The following is a 17,364-nucleotide window of genomic DNA, read 5'->3' on the forward strand; positions in this document are numbered from 1 at the left end:
CTACTCACTCCCCTTCTCGTCGTTGGTGACGGGAATAAAGCCCGCCTCGCGAATCTGCTTGTCCATCTTTTCGGACGTCACGTAGTCGATGTAATCCTGCGCCTGCTGCGAAGGCGCACCCTTCACAAAGAAGTAAAGGTCGCGCGAGATGGGATAGCCGCCACTCGCGACCGTCTTCTCGGACGCCTCAACATGATTGACCGAGACGGCCTTGACCGAGGTCTTGGCGTTGAGGCTATCGACGAAGCCCAGCGAAATGTAGCCGATGGCCCCACGCGAACGAGATACCACGTCGCGCACCTGGCCCGTACCCGAAAGAACAGCCGAGCGGCGATCGAACGGCGTGCCATCCATCACGATGGTACGGAAGGCCTCGCGCGTACCGGACGCCTCGTCTCGGTTGATGACCTGAATCCTCAGGTCCTCGCCACCGACCTCTTTCCAATTGGTAATCTTGCCGGCGTAGATATCGCGGAGCTGCTCGGTCGAGAGGTTATCGACGGGGTTGTCGTCGTTCACGATGACCGCAATACCGTCGTGGGCAATGACGATGGGAGTCAGGCCCAGATCCTGTTCGTCGGCATTGAGTCCACGGGAGGAGCTGGCGATATCGGCCGTGCCGGCGCTGACGGCCTCGATCCCAGCGGAAGAACCCAAACCGGAAACGAGCACGTCGATGCCGGTCTCCTCCTTAAAGCCCTCGGCCGCAATCTCGGCGATAGGAAGGCAGGTCGTGGAGCCGGCCACGGTAATGGAAGAGGTAGAAGATCCCGAAGAACAGGCGCACAGCGTAAGCGTAAGCACAGCGGCGCTCAGGACCGATACGATCTTTCTCATAGCATCACGCCGATCGCAGCATGGCGCCCACAGGTGCCGTCCTCGTTACGGTAGGAATAAAAGCGGTCGTTCTGACGCACGGTCGAAAGCTGGGTATCCACGATATTATCCGTGTCGACACCGACATCTACCAGCGCCTCGCGAATGGCAGCGGAAAGATCAAGCATGCGAGAGGTATTCGCATCGATGCAAGAGAACTCGGCGGCAAAGCGATCCATGAGTTCCTGGGATACCTCATATTCGTCACCCAAGATATGGGGGCCGATATAGGCGGAAACGTCGCTCGCATCGCAACCGGCAGCATCGCAAAGCGCCTGGCACGCCTTGGCGGAAATACGTGCAATCGTGCCCTTCCAACCGGAGTGCACCACGGCAAATCCGCCGGGGGCCACCAGCACCACGGGAACGCAGTCGGCAAAGCAGAGCAGCACGGGCACGTTATGCGCCGTGCAGACGATGGCATCACAGCCCTCGGCAATCTGCTCGCGAACGTCCTCAAGGTCATCGGCGCCGTTCGAGGTCACCGCAACGATATGATCACCATGGACCTGATTGGGAATGAGCAGGTTGTGCTCGCACTCGGCGGCACCCATAGCCTCGAGCGCGCGACGACGATTTTCTTGAACAGCAAAGGGGTCATCGCCAACATGCGAGCCCAAGTTGAGTGAGGAGTACGCATCTTCGGAAACGCCACCGGCGCGCTCGGTGAAGGCAAAGCGAACATCGGATGTCGCGCCCTCCACCAACGTAACTCCATCATGGTCGACACGCGAAACTTTGTCCGCACGTGCTGCCATACTAAAGCCTCCTAATAACACAAGTACCGCGGCATCGCCGCTACAGCCCGCGTTTATACGGCTGTCATACTTCTCTAAAAGGATACCTGCTGCGCTGGAGGCAATCGTAAAGGGAACGTAAGGAGATTGGAGGTTCTAGTTTACAAAGTCGAAATAAAAAGGGCGCGTCCATACGGACACGCCCCTGTGCACAACAATGCAAAGAACGACTTAGAAGCTACCGCGCTTCAGGAAGTCGGGAAGCTCGAACTGATCGTTGCCGAAGTTAGGAAGCTCGGTGCCACCGACGTTGCGGGTCGGAGCGGCCTGAGCCGGGCTGGTGGTCGGAGCGGTGCGCTGCGGCTCAGCGGAGGCAGCGGCCTTGCTCTGAGACTGCTGAGCGGCAAAGAGCTCGTCCTGACGGTTGACGTTGGAGTCGGAGAAGCCCGTAGCGATGACGGTGATACGCACCTGATCGCCCAGGGACTCGTCGACAACGGTACCGAAGATGATGTTGGCCTCGGGGTCGACGGCGTTGGCGACAACGTCGGCGGCGTCGCTGATCTCCTGGATGCCCAGGTCCTTGGAACCGGCGATGGAGAGCAGCACGCGTGTGGCACCATCGATGGAGCTCTCGAGCAGCGGGCTGGAGATGGCCTGCTGGGCAGCGTCGACGGCACGGGTATCCCCAGAAGAGGTACCGATACCCATCATGGCGGTACCGGCCTGCTTCATGATGGTCTTAACATCGGCGAAGTCCAGGTTGATGATACCGGGGACGGTGATGAGGTCGGTGATGCCCTGGGTGCCCTGGGAAAGAACGCCATCGGCAATCGCGAAGGCCTCGAGCATGGTGGTCTTCTTCTCGGCGATGTCGAGCAGCTTATCGTTAGGGATGACGATCATGGTGTCGACGCAATCGGAGAGGGTCTTAATGCCCTCCTCGGCGCTCTTCTTGCGCTTGCGGCCCTCGAAGGTGAAGGGCTTGGTCACGACGGCGACGGTCAGCGCACCGACCTCGTTCATCGCGATATCGGCAACGATGGGAGCAGCGCCGGTACCGGTGCCACCGCCCTCGCCGCAGGTGATGAACACCATGTCGGCGCCAGCGAGCGCCTCGGCAATGTCGTCGCGGGACTCATCGGCAGCCTTGCGGCCAACCTCGGGGTTGGCGCCGGCGCCCAGGCCGCGGGTAAGGTCGGTGCCGATGTGCACCTTGATATCGGCATCAGAGATCGCGAGTGCCTGAGCATCGGTGTTGATGGCAACAAACTCGACGCCGCGGATGCCCTCTTCGATCATTCGATTGACCGCGTTGGTACCGCCGCCGCCGACGCCGACCACCTTAATGACGGCAAGGTAGTTGTTGATCTCTGTCTCGTGCATGTCGGTCCTCCGAACAAAGGTTATAGCCATAGCATGGGTCGACCCCTGCGCACATTAACCTTCAGGTTGAAAGTAAATGCAAAGGTAAACCGTATTATGTTTGCACATTATGAACGTATCAGTCAAATAATTGACCGTGAAAACCAAACAAACCAGATAAACGGCGTGGTATGGCCCCTCAACAAAGCATCAACCAGCGCTACGAGGTCGGAGCGTTCCTAAATGTATAGTTACCCGGAGAGCGCACATTGATATACGTTACGCCCTCTACCTGCGAAAGCAGCTTGGTGACTACGCGCTCCTTCTTGACGATATCGTTCGAATCGCCCAGCGACACCTCAATGCCGTTATTGAGATTTGCCGAGATGGCTTCGACCGAAGGCGTGGAAATATCCTTGACTTGTCCCAAGAACTCGTTCGAAAAACCACGCACATAATCCAAGCCAGCCTTAACGGCCTTGGAGCTCACCGCCTGGCCGGAAACCGGAGCGACATCCGCCGAGACATCAGTCAACAACACCGCGCCATAGTGCTTAGCGAGCGCCAGTGCGGCATCAATGCCGGTCAGGGTATTTGAGCCCTGCCCTGTCGTGATGACGTTGCCCTGGTCGTCAACTTCGACCGACGTCGACAGCGGGGCGATCCAGGTGTCATCATCCCCGATGGCCCAGGCAAGGTCATCGGAGCTGATATAGGCAATTGCGATGACCTTGCGCTCCATCGGCGTAATGATGAGCGTATGCGGGAACTGACGCTGGACATCCACGCCCGAGACCCACGGGTTCTGCTTGAGATCCTCGGTAATCTGGTCGGGATCGACGTTAAAAAGCGACGTTCCCTCGGGCAAATCGATCAGCTGGATAGCATCGTGCTTCGTCACATGCTCGCTGCCTTGAATCTGAATATCAGTGGCGGTAAACAATCCAGAGTTGATCACCACGACGGCAACGACGACGAGCACGGCCAAGGCGGCCAGAACTCCGCCCACGATTTTGCCTTTGCCTGCAACGACAGAAGCGGCGTCTGATGTTTTATTTGCCATCGCCCCAAGTGAAGACAACGGGTTTACGCCTTTTTTACTCAAAGGCTTCTTGGCGGTAGCCGGCACCGATGTCAGCGAGCGCGGTTTCGATGCGCCCAGTGTGCGACCTGGACGCGCCGCTTTAGTTCCCGTCGAGGGCTTAGGAGTTGCCATGGGGCGGGCAGGCTTGGCGCCCATAACAGGCTTTGAAGTCACCGAGGGACGCGAGGACTTTTTTGCAGCCGGACGATTACCGAGCTGCGAGCCGACGACCGGACGACTGGTCTGTCGAGCATGCCCGACAGGCTTAGAGTGCGCGACGGTATTGCGTTGAGGTTTGGCAGGCGCGCCGGAACGCCCTCCGGCGCGGCGGAAGGTGGGTTTCGATGCTCTAGAAGCCGAGGAATTTAACTTCCGGTCTGAGCTCGATGCCATACGCCTCCCTCACCTTTCCGTGCACATGTCTGATAACCGCGGCAACGTCATCGGCCGAGGCAGTTCCGTTATTAACGATAAAATTAGCGTGAACGGGCGAAACTTCCGCGCCGCCAATCGAAAAACCCTTTAATCCACAATCCTCGATAAGCTTGCCCACACTCGCATCGGGCGGGTTGCGAAAGACCGACCCGCAGGATGCGCGACCCATGGGCTGCGTACGCTTGCGCCTCGTCAGGTACCGTTCCATGCGCTCGCGAATGTCGGCCTTGGGCGCCGGTTTAAGTTTGAGCACGCACTCGAGGATGATCTCATTGCGGGGAAGGCTACATTCGCGGTAGCCCCAAGTGATCTCGGACCCCGCATAATGCTTGATACCGGATGCCGGGTCAAACGTTACGACATCCTCGACCAGCGAGCCAATCCATTCGATCCGCGTGCCGGCATTCATAGATATCGCACCGCCGACCGAACCAGGGATGCCAACGGCAAACTCAAGGCCCGAGAGGCTACGCGACAGGGCATCGTTGACCAGGCGCGCAAACATCACGCCCGCACCGACCGTCAGCGTACAACCGTCATCGGCAACAACCGTGCGCTGAAACTCACGTCCGAGCGAAATGACGGCACCACGATAACCGCCATCGGCAACCAGCAGATTAGAGCCCTTGCCGATGATGACCCACGGCACCTGCTCGCGATCGAGCACCGCCACGGCGCGGCGGAGGGCATGATAACTATGGCACGTCACAAAGAGGTCGGCCTTGCCGCCGATACGATAGCTCGTATGACGCGCAAGGCGCTCGTCCTCGATCACATCCGTGTCGATCATGCCCGAGAGCGCCATGACGGCGTTAAACAGACCCATTAGACTTAAGCGTCTTTCTTGGCAGTCAGATACTCGATGAACTCGGGACCGACGGTCGTAACGTCACCGGCACCCATAGTGAGCAGCAGGTCGCCCTCGCCCACCATTTGCTCGAGCTCCTGATTGAGCTCAAGACGGCTGGAGCAATACACGACCTCCTTGCCAGGATGCTTGGCGCGCACGGTATCGGCGAGCATCTTAGAGGTGACACCCGGAATGGGCATCTCGCCAGCCGAGAACACATCAATCAACAGCAGTTTATCGGCATTGGCAAATGCATCGGCAAAGTCGTCGCACAGGGCCTGCAGGCGCGAATAGCGGTGCGGCTGGAACACGACGTCGACGTGCTTGTAGCCCAGCGACGAAGCGGCAGCAAGCGTCGCCTTGATCTCGGTGGGGTGATGGCCGTAATCATCGACCACGGTGATGCCATCGATATCGCCCACGTGGGTAAAGCGACGGCGGACGCCCTCAAAGCTCGAGAGCGCCTTGGCGGCGGCGTCGATGTCAAGGCCCAGGACATGGGCGACGGTGAGCACCGCCGTGGCGTTGAGCATGTTGTGGCGACCGGGATTGCTCTTGATCTCCACAGCATGCTCAGTGCCGTCCTCAAAGCGAACGATAAAGTCACTCTGGATGCCCTTGACATCCGGGTGCATGCAGACGATGTCGTTGCTCTCGGCAAAGCCGTAGGAAAGCACGTGACGGCCCGTCGACTTGGCGAGCTCGACCAGATGCGGGTCCTCACCGCAGACGATGACGGTGCCGCCCTCGCCCACCAGGCTCATGAATTTGGCGAAAGTTGCCTCGATCTCCTCGATACCCGAGTAGTGATCGAGGTGGTCGGCCTCGACGTTGGTCACAATGACCACGTTGGGGTTCAGGAACAGGAAGGAGCTGTCGGACTCGTCGGCCTCGGCGACAAAGTAGTCGCCCGAGCCGTTCTTGCCGTTCGTGTCATAGCCCTCGACGATGCCGCCGATCAAGAAGCTCGGATCCAGGCCCATGCGGTCGAGCATGGTGGCGCACATCGAAGACGTGGTGGTCTTGCCATGCGTGCCGGCAACAGCGACAGTCGTGTAGCCGTGGCCCAAAGCAGAGAGCATCTTGGCACGGGGCCACACGGGAATACCAAGCTCACGAGCGCGCACGAGTTCAGGGTTGGACTCCGGAATAGCGGTGGAGACAACAACCACGTCGGGCTTGACCTCGTCGATCGTGGCGGCCTCATGGCCCACATGCACCTTCACACCAGCGCGGGTAAGCTGGCGGATATAGCGTGACGTCTTAAGGTCGGAGCCGGTAACGGCATAACCGCGCTCGTGCAGAACGAGGGCGATGCCGCTCATGCCGGCGCCGCCGATACCGATAAAGTGGGCGCTCTTAAACTCGGGCGCGGAGGTTGCAGTCTGGGAATCAGCCATGTGCTCGTGTACTCCTTGCGTAAACACTGCCTGTAACCCGTTAACTGTACCGCACCTACCGCATCAGCGCGAGGGCGACCGACGATATCCCGTCTAACTAACGCAAACCCTCTACCGCATCGGCCAGAAGAGCGGCGGCCCTATCCTGAGCCAGACCACGCGCCGCCTGACGCATGGCGTCGCGCGCCGCCGCGTCATCGACCAGGTGCAGCAGCTCATCGGCAAAGGCATAACCGTCGATATCGGCATCGGCGCAGAGCACGCCGGCCCCGGCGTCGACCAGATACCGGGCATTGGTGGTTTGGTGGTCGGCCGTCGCATGCGGATACGGCACGAGCACCGAGGGCACGGCGAGCGCCGCGATCTCGGCCACGCTCGATGCGCCCGAACGCGAGAGCACCAAATCGGCAGCAGCCAGCATATCGCCCATGTTGTCGATGTAAGGCTGGACGCGGTAACGCTTCGCCTCCTCAGGCGTCAGCGCCAAAGCACGCTCGGTCTCCTCAAAGCCGTCGGCACCCGTCGAATGCAACACATAGAGGTTCTTGCGCGAAAGCAGCTCGTTTTTGAGCGAAACCACACGCTCGTTGAGGTGCTGGGCGCCAAGTGAACCGCCAAAGACGAGCAGCAGCATAGCGTCCTCGGGAACGCCAAGTGCCTTACGGCCGCGAGCGCGATCGCCCTCGATCACCGAGCGACGTACGGGGTTGCCGGTCATGAGCACGTGGCCGGGGTCACCTTCGCGCTCAAAGACCGAGCGCGCTGCCGGCACCGAGATGCACACGCGGGCGGCGTGGGAGTTCATCATCTTGTTGGCCAGGCCCGGAACAGAGTTCTGCTCATGCAGCAGATACGGGACGCCTGCGCCCTTGCACCACCCCAGCAGCGGAACCTCGACATAGGCACCGAAACCGATGGCGGCATCGGGCTTGCCGACCTTTGAGAAATGACTGGCGAGCGCACGCTTGGCCTTGTTGACACGCCACAGCGAAGTCAGCGCCGTCCAAGGACGGGAGCGGTCGAAGCCCGTGACCGTAATGGGCACAAAATCAAAACCAGCCTCGGGGACCAGACGACCCTCGAGCTTGCGCGACTGGCCCACGAACACAACGTGGTGGCCACGGTCACGCAGCTCTTCGGCCAAGGCGAGCGCGGGGTTGATGTGTCCTGCCGTGCCGCCGGCTGCAATAGCAACGGTCATCTTATCGGTCATGGTAGTCCCTTCGTACACGCGGTCCCTGGTCGTCGGTGCGCAGACGCGCCGACGGGTCCGAGTTCAAATCGATTCGATTATATCCGCCGCCCGCGTTGCGAGAGCTGGGACGCTGCGGACGACCTTGCGGAGCCGTTCGCGGGCGTGGACGAGCTGCCGGCTCGGATGCAGAACCATCCAGAACGGTAAAGCCGCTACGCGAAGGTCGTTCACCGCGCACATGAGCTACGCCGGCGGTACTCTCATCCATAACGGCAAAGCTCTCGCGGCGACGGTCGTACTCATCGCGACGGGCGCTCTCGTACGAAACGCGCAGGATCAATCCGGCAAGCATAAGCGACACAATAATCGACGAACCGCCGTAGCTAATAAACGGCAACGGTTTGCCCGTCATGGGAAACACGTTGAGGATGCCCAACGCGTTAATCAAAAACTGCACCGCGAGAATGACCGCGGAGCCAGACGCCATGAGCGCGCCCCGACGATCGGTCGCCTGCTCGGCAATGCGAAACGCCGAGTAGATCAGCATCGCAAACACCAAGAAGAACAGCACGGTTCCGACAAAACCGACTTCCTCGCCAATGATGGCCAGGATGTAGTCGTTGTGCGCCTCGGGCAGATACGAGTACTTCATGGTTGAGTTGCCGATGCCACGGCCGAACAGACCGCCCGAGGCAAAGGCCATGATGGCAAGCGTGGCCTGATAGCCGTCACCATACTCGTCGGCCCAAGGGTTCAAGGCAACCTGAATACGCACCATACGGTACGGCTCTGCGACAAGCGCAATCACGATCACGAGAATGCCGAAGATTAGCACGCCGATGATAAATCTGGGGTCGAGACCCGCAAACAACGCCATGCACATGAGGGTCAACAGGATGATCAGGACAGTACCGAAATCGGGCTGGATAAAGATCAGAAAGAGTGAAATGCCCAGGTAGATGCCCATCTTGCGAAGGAATTCGTTGATGTTGCCACCGGGCGAAAAAAAGCGATCAAGCATGATGGCCGAATACGCAATGGCAAATGGCTTTAAAAACTCGGAAGGCTGGAACTGAATGCCGGCGATGTTGAGCCAGCGCGTGGCGCCACGGCTGCCGCTGCCCACCAAGAACACCAGAAACAGTAGCCCTATCATGCCTATGAGGAAGATCCTGAGCACATCCTCCCCAAACCAGCTGTCCGGCAAAACGCGCACGATGGCAATCAGCGCCAGAACACCGACCACGGCAAACGCGGCCTGTCGACCCAGAAAAAACGTCGCCGAGCCATTCTCGTGCAGCGCCTCGACCGAAGACGCCGAGTACACCATCAGCAGGCCAAAGCACACCAAGGTAAACAGGCAGGCCATGAATATCAAACGGGGGCGCATGATACGGGCGGGAACGCCGGCAATATAGCGTTCGCTAAACGTCTGCCCGCCGCGACCGGAACGCGGTGTGCTGCGCCGCGAGGAAGCACGGTCCGAGTCGGGCCTCCTCATACCTTGTCGGGGGCTCTCCTCTCTCACCGGCAACCCCTATTCCATTTGTGATTTCGCTGCAGCGGCAAGCTGGGCCACGTAGTCCTTAAACACGCGGCCGCGCTCCTCATAGCCCGAGAACTCATCGAACGAAGAGCAGGCAGGAGAAAGTAAGATCACATCGCCACGGCTCGACAGCGAACGGGCGACGTCCACGGCGTCGCGTAGGTCATCCGCCTGGGCGATATCCACATCGCCATCGACATCGGCCTCGTCCATAGCGGCGGTGAAGCGCTCGCGCGCATCGCCAAAGCAGACGACCGAGCGCACGTTGTCCATAACGACGCGCGCGAAGTCCGTGAGCGGCGTGCCCTTATCGTGGCCGCCGAGCAGCAAGATCACGTCGTCATCGGGAAATGCCGTCAGTGCCTTCTCGACCGCATCGGTGTTGGTCGCCTTGGAATCGTTGACGTAGCGCACGCCGTCAATCTCGCCACACGGCTCCACGCGGTGCTCGAGCGGCTGGAACGAGGCAAGACCGCGGCAGACACCATCGACATCGGCACCGACCGCCAAGGCAGCCGTGGCGGCGCACAGGGCATTGATAACATTGTGATGGCCCGAGATCTTGAGCTCGGATGTAGCGATGAGCGGGGTCTCGACGCCCTTCAGGCGCACGATCATCTTGCCATCGCGCACAAAGGCGGCATCCTCGCCCTCAGGCTCGTCAAAGGCAACCTTGCAGATGCGACGACCCGGCGTGTAGATGTACTCATCGAACTCGTGAATGCCGGCGTCTTCGACGTCGACAACCGCCAGATCGTCATCGACCATATTGTCAAACAGTTTGATCTTGGCAAGCGCATAGTTCTTATGGCTCTTATGCCAGCCCAAGTGGTCGGGAGTGATATTGAGCAGCACCGCCACGCGGGGGTGAAGCTCGGTTGTCGTAGCAATCTGATAGCTCGAGAGCTCAGCCACAAACCACTCGTTGTGGGCTCGGCCGTCAATCTCGTTGACCGGCGGCTCGCCGATGTTGCCGACAGCAACGCTGGCCTCGCCGGCAGCCTTGAGCAGATAATCAGTCAGCGACGTGGTGGTCGTCTTGCCGTTGGTGCCCGTGATGGCAATCCAGTTATCGGGCGACAGGCGATAGGCAAACTCGGGCTCACCCATAATCTGGGCGGCATGCTCGCGCCCGGCCTTAAAGAAGCCCGAGAACTCCGAGATGCCCGGGCACGTCACGCATACGTCATAGGCGCCCTCGACCTGTTCGGTCCCATAGACAAACGACGCACCAGCAGCCTCGAGCGCACGCGTGGCGTCATTGGGCTCAGAGGTGCCGCCGCCATACACGGTAACGGCGCTTACGCGCTCGGGATGTGCCAGCGCCCAGCGGGCGACATCGAGACCGGATTTGCCCTGACCCAAAACGAGCAGGCTAAAGACATCAGCAAGAGGCATGAAAGACCACTATCCCAACTGGAAGAACAAAGCAAGGCCAACGGCACCAAAGGCCGCAGCGATAATCCAAAAACGGATGACGACCTTGGTCTCGGCCCATCCCTTCTTTTCGAAATTATGATGGATGGGCGCCATAAGGAAGACGCGCTTGTGCGTAAAGTGGAAGTAGACAACCTGAATCATGACCGACAGGGTCTCAACGATAAACAGGCCGCCGATGATGAGGGAGACGACCTCGGTGTTGGTCATGATGGACGTGCAGGCAAACGCGGCGCCCAGGGCAAGCGAGCCGGTATCGCCCATAAAGATGCTCGCCGGATAGCAGTTGAACCACAGAAAGCCCAAGCAGGCACCGGCACACGCGGTGCAGAAGATGGACAGGTTCACGTCTCCGTGCAAAAACGCCATGGCGGCCATGGCGAGCATGGCAATCATGGAGGTGCCGCCAGCAAGACCGTCAAGGCCATCGGTCAGGTTCACGGCATTAGAAAGACCGGCGATCATCAGCCAGCAAAAGACAATGTAGAGCCACGGGAACGAAAGGCCGCAGATGGTGGTCGAAAGAACACCGAGGTCAATCGTCAGGCCGCCGGGAAAACGAATCTCGGGGGCGACGCCGCACCAGTTGACGGCAAGTACCGTAAAGGTGACACAGATAATGGTTAGGCCGATCATCTTGGCATGGGGCGTCAGACCGAGCGAGCGCCCATGCGTAACGGAGGTCAGGTCGTCGATCAGGCCCAGCACGCCGGTCGCCAGCGTGGCGAGCAGCACGAGTACGAGCTCGGTGGTGAGCTTGCCCATCAGCAGGCAGGTCAGCGAGATCGCGACGAGGATGACAACGCCACCCATGGTGGGCGTTCCCTGCTTAACCAAATGACGCTTGGGGCCGTCGGCACGAACCTGCTGGCCGATACCCTCGACCTTCAGCAGCTTGATCCACCACGGCATGAGCAGCAGCGCAATGGCGGCGGCGATGCCAAGCCCCAAAAAAGCCTGATACGTTGGATACGAGGGATTTCCGAACATGGGCTAGCACACACCTTCCACAAAGCGGTCGAGCTCAACAAAGCGGGAACCCTTGACCAGTACAACATCATGTTTTTCAAGCGCGCCGCCCATGCGGTCGAGCACCTGCTGATAATCGGAGAACACCTGGATGCGGTCCTCGTCCATGCCCATCATGCGCGCGGCATCGGCCATAAGCTGGGCCAGCTCACCACCCACGCACGCCAGCATGTCGAGCTTCTTGGCGGCGGCATAGGCGCCCACGAGCTCATGCATGCGAGGAGCCTCATCGCCCATCTCGCCCATCTCGCCCAGGATCGCCATACGAGACCCCGTGCACGAAAGCGAGCACAGCAGATCGAGGCCAGCAGCCATGGATTCGGCACTGGCGTTATAGGAATCGTCGATGACGCGGGCACCGCTCTTGGCGCGCTTGATCTCCTGGCGGTGACCGGTGATCGTGAGGCCTCTAAAGGCAGCATCGATCTGCTCGGGCGTCACGCCCAGGCGATAAGCAACTGCGGCGGCCTTAACGGCATTTGGGACGGACTGCACGCCGGGGATGGCAAGCATGGTATCGGTCGTCTCACCCTGGCCAAAATCGAGCGTAAAGACCGGACGGCCCTCGTCATCAACACGAATGTCGCGGGCACGGACCTCATCATCGTCCGAGACGCCGGCCAGCATCACATCGATACCAGCAGGCTGGGCGAACGTATCGCGAATGAACGGCGTAAAGTCGTCCTCACCGCCCAAAACCAGCAGCGGCAAGAAGTCGCCGGCGGCGCGCATACCCTGGACAATCTCGGCCTTAGCGCGGGCGATGTTCTCGCGGCTGCCCAAAATGCCGATGTGAGAGGTGCCGATCTTGCTCACGATGGCAAGGTTGGGATTGGCGGACTTGGACAGGCGCTCAATCTCGTGGAAATGGTTCATGCCCATCTCGAGCACCAGGACCTCGGTATCGGCCGGAGCGGAAAGCACCGTGAGCGGCATGCCGATCAGGTTATTGAAATTGCCCTTGGTGGCCCAGACACGATAGCGCTTGGCGAGCACGGCGGCGAGCACGTCCTTGGTCGTCGTCTTGCCGATGGAACCGGTAATGCCAACGACCAGGCAGCCAAGCTCCAGGCGATACGCGTGCGCCAAACGCAGCAGAAACTCCTCGGGATCATCGGTCAGCAGGATGGCACAGCCCCTGTCCTGCGCCAGCGAGACCAGCTCGGCCTCGGGCTCACGCGTCATCACGACGGCGCCGGCACCCGACTGGACGGCACGGGAAGCAAAATCATTGCCGTCGACGTTTTCACCGGGAAAGGCGACGAAAATCGTCCCTTCCTCGACCTGGCGCGAGTCGATAACGCACCCGCGGCATACCCGATCGGCTTCTCCCGTCACGGTTCGGGCCCCTGTTGCGGCCGCGAGGTTGTTGACGGCGATCTCTATCATTGCAGCTCCCCTGTAAACCTAATAATGCTATCGGCGTATTGTATCCCAGCGCCGCACATGCGTGGTGCAGGGCATGTGAACACCCTCATATGGGACAACAAACAACGCCCCAAAGATTGTAACCCCCCTACTTCGTGTGCGGGATACCCAGCACGTCGAGCGCGTTGGCCATAATGGACTGGAACGGCACCGCAGCGGCATCTGAGCCGCTCGGCGTTCCGTCGAGCGTGATATAGCACAGCACCTTGGGCGATTGTGCCGGTGCAAAGCCCATAAAGGACGACATGTAGTTCTCCTTGAGGTAGCCGCCGTTCTCGTCGGCACGTTCGGCCGTACCGGTCTTACCCGCCACGTCATAGCCGTCAACCGCGCCACCAACGCCCGTTCCCTCGGACACGACCGTCTGCATGCACGATGTCACCTGGGATGCGGCGTCCTCCGAAATCGCGCGCTCGCCTTCGCCCCAGTCCTTCTCGTCGCCCTTGCTGGACTTATAGAAGTGCGGGGTCATCATCACGCCGCCGTTGGCGATACCGCCCACGGCACGTGCGATCTCAATCGGCGAGACGGACAGCGCCTGTCCAAAGCTCATCGAGCCCAGCGTGGCGCCGTCATACTGGTCACGTTCCTTGACGATGCCCAGGCTCTCGCCCGGAAAATCGACACCGGAGCTGTGACCGATGCCCCACTTGTCCACATAGGCGGCAAAGTCGTCGGCACCGATCTTGCGCCCCACCAGGACAAAGCCCACGTTGGACGAACGGCGCATCATCTCGCGCACATCCATGGTCATGGCGTAGTCGCGCTTGTCGGCATCGGTGACGGTATCGTCGCCCACCTTGATGCTCGCCGGCACCTCAAACGACGTGCTCGATCGCACGACGCCCAAGTCGAAGCCGGCGCCTGCCACGAGCGTCTTAAAGACCGAGCCGGGCTCGTAGGCGTCGGTGACCAGGCGCAAGTTCATATCCTCGGTCTTGGCGTTTTCCAGATTGGTCTGGTCGTAAGTCGGATACGAGCAGGCTGCCAAGATCTCGCCTGTCGTAGGATCGGTGACCAGCGCCGAGCCGTTCTTGGCCTTAGTCTTCTCAACTGCCTCTGCCAGGGCATCCTCGGCCGCACGCTGGATATTGACGTCGAGCGTCGTCACGATATCAACGCCGTCGACCGCAGCCACCTTTTTATAGGCACCGCCCGCGATATAGCTGCCGTCTCTCGCGCGCTCGCGTACGAGAGAACCGTTCGTGCCTGTCAGAAGCTTGTTGTATTGCTTTTCGAGACCCGTCAAGCCGTCGTTGTCCACATTCACTACACCCAGCACCTGCGATGCCAGATTGCCGTATGGATATACGCGCTTCATGGCCTGCTCAAAAAGCACGCCGGGCAGGTTCTTCTTCTCCAGCGCCGCAGCATCGTCTTCGTCCACCTGGCGCTTGATATACACCCAGGTGCCATCGGACTCAACGAGCTTGTGGCAGGTCTTTTTATCGATTCCCGTTGCCTTGACCAGCGCCGACACCGTCTTGTCAACATCCTCGACAAGCTGCGGGTTCACGGCGATGTTGCGACATTCGACCGACGACGCCAACACGTTACCGTTGCGGTCGTATATGGTGCCGCGTTTGGCATAGAGGGTCTGCGCTAGCAGGCGGCGCGCATCGGCGCGCTCGCGCAGTTTATCGGCTTCGACAATTTGATAGTCGGCAAGGCGAAAGACGCCCAAGCCCAAGCCAAGCCCAATGAATCCCATGACGGCTTTGCGGCGAGGCAGAGGCGCGCCTGTGAGCCATTCGGTCGACGAACTCTTGCGCGACCTGGTGTTATGCACTTGAGGGCCGCCCGAGCCGCGAAGTCGCGACGCCGGGTCGTTGCCACGGGACCGCCCGGCGTTGTAAGATTGCCGACCCGTTCTTTGATAACCAGAACGTCCCCGCGACGAGGGACGTCCAGAACCGCGGCCCCCATCGGAACCGCGGCGATAGTCATTTGTCATACTCAGCTACCGTCTTGCTACTGAGCGGTCGCGGTCGCGTTGGCGCCCGCGGCTGCATCCTGCGAAAAGTCAAGTGTAACGCTCTCGCTGGGCTCCACCATGCCATAAGCGCCCGCAAGGTCGCGAATGCGCGTGTCGGCGCCATAGACCGAATGCATGACCTCCAGGTCGGAGCTCTCATCGGTCGCCTTTTCGAGCGTGTTGGTAAGCTCGGCGTTGCTGTTGAGCACCTGGGCCGTAACGCCGGCGAGCGCCACGCGGGCGACGCCGATCGTCATGAAGATAGCCGCAATGATGCAAAACGTTTTAAGAACGCTCATGAAAACCGGGCTTACCGCCTGGTTTGCCTGACGGCCCGCGCCCGTGTAGACATCAAAGCGCGGCGCGCGCTGCTCACGGGGAGCAACGGGGGCCTGCGGCGTCTCACGATAGGCGGGCATGGCGTTCATATCATAGGCGAGTGCTGCGCTTGAAGTGTTGTAGCCCATGATATGCCGCCTCCCATCCCGAGTACGTTGGTAGTGTGTTTAAGCTTCGTTTATGGTGCGAGCGGGAGGTCCAATATCGCGCGGTCGCGCCTACAGACGCTGCGCCACGCGGATTTTGGCCGATCTCGCCCGAGGGTTGCGCTCAACCTCATCAGGCTGGGCAACCAAGGGTTTGCGGGTGATGACCTTGAGTATCGGCACGTTGCCGCACACGCACACCGGAATCTCCGGCGGACACGTGCACCCCTGGCTCATCTCCTTAAAGTGGTTCTTTACGATACGGTCCTCGAGCGAGTGATACGAGATGACGCAGATACGTCCGCCCGGGTTGAGCCACCTGGTGGCGGCATCAAGCCCTCGTTCGAGCACATCGAGCTCGTGATTGACCTCGATGCGAATGGCCTGGAAACTTTTCTTGGCCGGGTGTCCGCCATGCCGACGAGCGGCAGCCGGGATACCCGCCTTGATGATCTCGACAAATTGGCCGGTGGTTTCGATCGGTTCTTGCTCGCGGCGGCGCACGATCTCGCGCGCAATCTGCGAGGCGAACTTCTCTTCTCCGTAGACGCGTAGAATCCGGGCGAGGTCGTGTTCGTTATAGGTGTTGATGACCTCAGCTGCGTTTAAGGTGTTATTACCCGGATCCATCCGCATGTCCAATGGGGCGTCCTCGTTATACGAAAAGCCCCTGCCAGGGATATCGAGTTGCGGTGACGAAACGCCCAAATCGAACAGGAAGCCATCGACCCCGGGCACCTCGGCCGAGCAAAGCAGCTCGTCCAAGTCGCCGAAGTTGCCCTTCAGCAGCTGGTGCGGAACGCCGGGAACCTCGCGGTCCAGACGGGCACCAGCGGCCTCAAGGGCCATGTCGTCCTGATCGACGCCGAGCAAAAGGCCCGTCTCCCCCACCTGCGCGGCCATCTTTACCGAATGGCCGGCACCGCCAAGGGTGCAATCGCAGACAACGGAGCCGCTCTTTAGCCGCAGCGACTCAAGCACTTCGCCGAGCATGACAGGTTCATGCCGATATTCTTGTGTCAAGATCCCACGCTCCATCCGTTACCCGTGCCTTGCCCTTACGAGAAGAAGAGGTCCAGCAGGGCCTCATCGTCATCGTCCTCATCGGCCGCGGCGCGATCCCAAACCTCAAGGTGGTCGTAGTTGCCCACAACCGTGACCTCGCGGTCGAGGTTCGCCTGCTTGCGGAGAGACTCGGAAAGACCGATACGACCGGCGCTGTCCACGTCCATCGACGTGGTGCGCTTGTTGATCGCCCTCATGAGCTTCTGGTCGTTGATGTCACGCGGGTTAAAACCCTCGTGGCCCTCACGACCCGCGAAGAGTCCTTCGACCCACTTATCGAAGGCCTCGGCAGAGAACACGTACAGAGCATCGACATCCAGGGCTTTAAACACGCGAACGTGCTCTCCAAGCTCCTCGCGAAGGGGTGCAGGCAGGGACAGACGACCTTTTGCATCGAGATTGCGCTCGTATGCACCCGTCATTCCCATGTGCGCCCTCCCCTCGGTTACTCAGATGG

The 17,364-nt window shown here is 60.2% G+C and carries 15 protein-coding genes; all 15 read right to left on the reverse strand.

The annotated features are described in order from the left end of the window. The 15 genes from I2E45_RS03925 to I2E45_RS03995 all read right to left on the reverse strand — a co-directional run bounded on the left by I2E45_RS03925 (window position 1) and on the right by I2E45_RS03995 (window position 17,329). Window positions 1-837 (reverse strand): phosphate ABC transporter substrate-binding protein, encoded by an 837-nt coding sequence (locus tag I2E45_RS03925; RefSeq protein WP_055251678.1) that lies wholly within the window; start codon window positions 835-837, stop codon window positions 1-3. After that, window positions 834-1,634, reverse strand: a complete 801-nt coding sequence (locus tag I2E45_RS03930; RefSeq protein ID WP_195444408.1) for a polyphenol oxidase family protein — start codon at window positions 1,632-1,634, stop codon at window positions 834-836. The genes I2E45_RS03925 and I2E45_RS03930 overlap by 4 nt, the downstream gene beginning before the upstream one ends. Window positions 1,635-1,844: 210 nt before the next feature. Continuing rightward, entirely contained in the window at window positions 1,845-2,999 is a 1,155-nt protein-coding gene (gene ftsZ / locus I2E45_RS03935; RefSeq protein WP_195444410.1) for a cell division protein FtsZ, read from the reverse strand. A 199-nt stretch (window positions 3,000-3,198) separates the two neighbouring features. After that, a complete protein-coding gene (locus I2E45_RS03940) occupies window positions 3,199-3,987 on the reverse strand; it encodes a cell division protein FtsQ/DivIB (RefSeq protein ID WP_271742121.1) in 789 nt (262 codons plus the stop codon). Between the two features lie 424 nt (window positions 3,988-4,411). Then, on the reverse strand, window positions 4,412-5,323 hold the full coding sequence (gene murB / locus I2E45_RS03945) for a UDP-N-acetylmuramate dehydrogenase (protein WP_195444412.1): 912 nt from the start codon (window positions 5,321-5,323) through the stop codon (window positions 4,412-4,414). 5 nt (window positions 5,324-5,328) lie between these two features. Beyond that, complete coding sequence (gene murC / locus I2E45_RS03950) at window positions 5,329-6,747, reverse strand: UDP-N-acetylmuramate--L-alanine ligase (protein WP_195444414.1); 1,419 nt, start codon at window positions 6,745-6,747, stop codon at window positions 5,329-5,331. A 97-nt stretch (window positions 6,748-6,844) separates the two neighbouring features. Beyond that, window positions 6,845-7,960, reverse strand: a complete 1,116-nt coding sequence (murG, locus tag I2E45_RS03955) for an undecaprenyldiphospho-muramoylpentapeptide beta-N-acetylglucosaminyltransferase (protein ID WP_195444416.1) — start codon at window positions 7,958-7,960, stop codon at window positions 6,845-6,847. After that, window positions 7,950-9,443 (reverse strand): putative lipid II flippase FtsW, encoded by a 1,494-nt coding sequence (gene ftsW, locus I2E45_RS03960; protein ID WP_195444419.1) that lies wholly within the window; start codon window positions 9,441-9,443, stop codon window positions 7,950-7,952. The genes murG and ftsW overlap by 11 nt, the downstream gene beginning before the upstream one ends. A gap of 36 nt (window positions 9,444-9,479) precedes the next feature. Further along, window positions 9,480-10,886 (reverse strand): UDP-N-acetylmuramoyl-L-alanine--D-glutamate ligase, encoded by a 1,407-nt coding sequence (murD, locus tag I2E45_RS03965; protein ID WP_195444421.1) that lies wholly within the window; start codon window positions 10,884-10,886, stop codon window positions 9,480-9,482. Window positions 10,887-10,895: 9 nt separating this feature from the next. Continuing rightward, window positions 10,896-11,915 carry a phospho-N-acetylmuramoyl-pentapeptide-transferase gene (gene mraY, locus I2E45_RS03970; RefSeq protein WP_195444423.1) on the reverse strand — a complete coding sequence of 340 codons (1,020 nt, stop codon included), beginning with the start codon at window positions 11,913-11,915 and terminating at the stop codon, window positions 10,896-10,898. A gap of 3 nt (window positions 11,916-11,918) precedes the next feature. Continuing rightward, window positions 11,919-13,343 carry a UDP-N-acetylmuramoyl-tripeptide--D-alanyl-D-alanine ligase gene (locus I2E45_RS03975; protein ID WP_195444425.1) on the reverse strand — a complete coding sequence of 475 codons (1,425 nt, stop codon included), beginning with the start codon at window positions 13,341-13,343 and terminating at the stop codon, window positions 11,919-11,921. Window positions 13,344-13,470: 127 nt separating this feature from the next. Continuing rightward, the gene (locus I2E45_RS03980) at window positions 13,471-15,093 is read right to left on the reverse strand and encodes a peptidoglycan D,D-transpeptidase FtsI family protein (RefSeq protein ID WP_195444427.1); all 1,623 of its coding nucleotides are present in this window, start codon (window positions 15,091-15,093) and stop codon (window positions 13,471-13,473) included. A 260-nt stretch (window positions 15,094-15,353) separates the two neighbouring features. Beyond that, window positions 15,354-15,824 (reverse strand): hypothetical protein, encoded by a 471-nt coding sequence (locus I2E45_RS03985; RefSeq protein WP_152067760.1) that lies wholly within the window; start codon window positions 15,822-15,824, stop codon window positions 15,354-15,356. Window positions 15,825-15,914: 90 nt separating this feature from the next. Further along, the gene (gene rsmH, locus I2E45_RS03990) at window positions 15,915-16,880 is read right to left on the reverse strand and encodes a 16S rRNA (cytosine(1402)-N(4))-methyltransferase RsmH (RefSeq protein ID WP_006234266.1); all 966 of its coding nucleotides are present in this window, start codon (window positions 16,878-16,880) and stop codon (window positions 15,915-15,917) included. A gap of 20 nt (window positions 16,881-16,900) precedes the next feature. Beyond that, window positions 16,901-17,329, reverse strand: coding sequence for a division/cell wall cluster transcriptional repressor MraZ (locus I2E45_RS03995; protein ID WP_226802758.1), 429 nt, complete (start codon window positions 17,327-17,329; stop codon window positions 16,901-16,903). Window positions 17,330-17,364: the final 35 nt, after the last annotated feature.

It is taken from the genome of Collinsella aerofaciens, from assembly GCF_015555045.1.
Lineage (GTDB): Bacteria > Actinomycetota > Coriobacteriia > Coriobacteriales > Coriobacteriaceae > Collinsella > Collinsella aerofaciens_W.

Coding starts and splice junctions, on each gene's coding strand:
- I2E45_RS03930 (WP_195444408.1), bottom strand. CDS start 1,634: ATGGCAGCACGTGCGGACAAAGTTTCGCGTGTCGACCATGATGGAGTT.
- I2E45_RS03975 (WP_195444425.1), bottom strand. CDS start 13,343: ATGATAGAGATCGCCGTCAACAACCTCGCGGCCGCAACAGGGGCCCGA.
- I2E45_RS03985 (WP_152067760.1), bottom strand. CDS start 15,824: ATGGGCTACAACACTTCAAGCGCAGCACTCGCCTATGATATGAACGCC.
- ftsW (WP_195444419.1), bottom strand. CDS start 9,443: ATGAGGAGGCCCGACTCGGACCGTGCTTCCTCGCGGCGCAGCACACCG.
- murG (WP_195444416.1), bottom strand. CDS start 7,960: ATGACCGATAAGATGACCGTTGCTATTGCAGCCGGCGGCACGGCAGGA.
- ftsZ (WP_195444410.1), bottom strand. CDS start 2,999: ATGCACGAGACAGAGATCAACAACTACCTTGCCGTCATTAAGGTGGTC.
- mraY (WP_195444423.1), bottom strand. CDS start 11,915: ATGTTCGGAAATCCCTCGTATCCAACGTATCAGGCTTTTTTGGGGCTT.
- murB (WP_195444412.1), bottom strand. CDS start 5,323: ATGGGTCTGTTTAACGCCGTCATGGCGCTCTCGGGCATGATCGACACG.
- rsmH (WP_006234266.1), bottom strand. CDS start 16,880: ATGGAGCGTGGGATCTTGACACAAGAATATCGGCATGAACCTGTCATG.
- I2E45_RS03980 (WP_195444427.1), bottom strand. CDS start 15,093: ATGGGATTCATTGGGCTTGGCTTGGGCTTGGGCGTCTTTCGCCTTGCC.
- murC (WP_195444414.1), bottom strand. CDS start 6,747: ATGGCTGATTCCCAGACTGCAACCTCCGCGCCCGAGTTTAAGAGCGCC.
- I2E45_RS03925 (WP_055251678.1), bottom strand. CDS start 837: ATGAGAAAGATCGTATCGGTCCTGAGCGCCGCTGTGCTTACGCTTACG.
- murD (WP_195444421.1), bottom strand. CDS start 10,886: ATGCCTCTTGCTGATGTCTTTAGCCTGCTCGTTTTGGGTCAGGGCAAA.
- I2E45_RS03995 (WP_226802758.1), bottom strand. CDS start 17,329: ATGACGGGTGCATACGAGCGCAATCTCGATGCAAAAGGTCGTCTGTCC.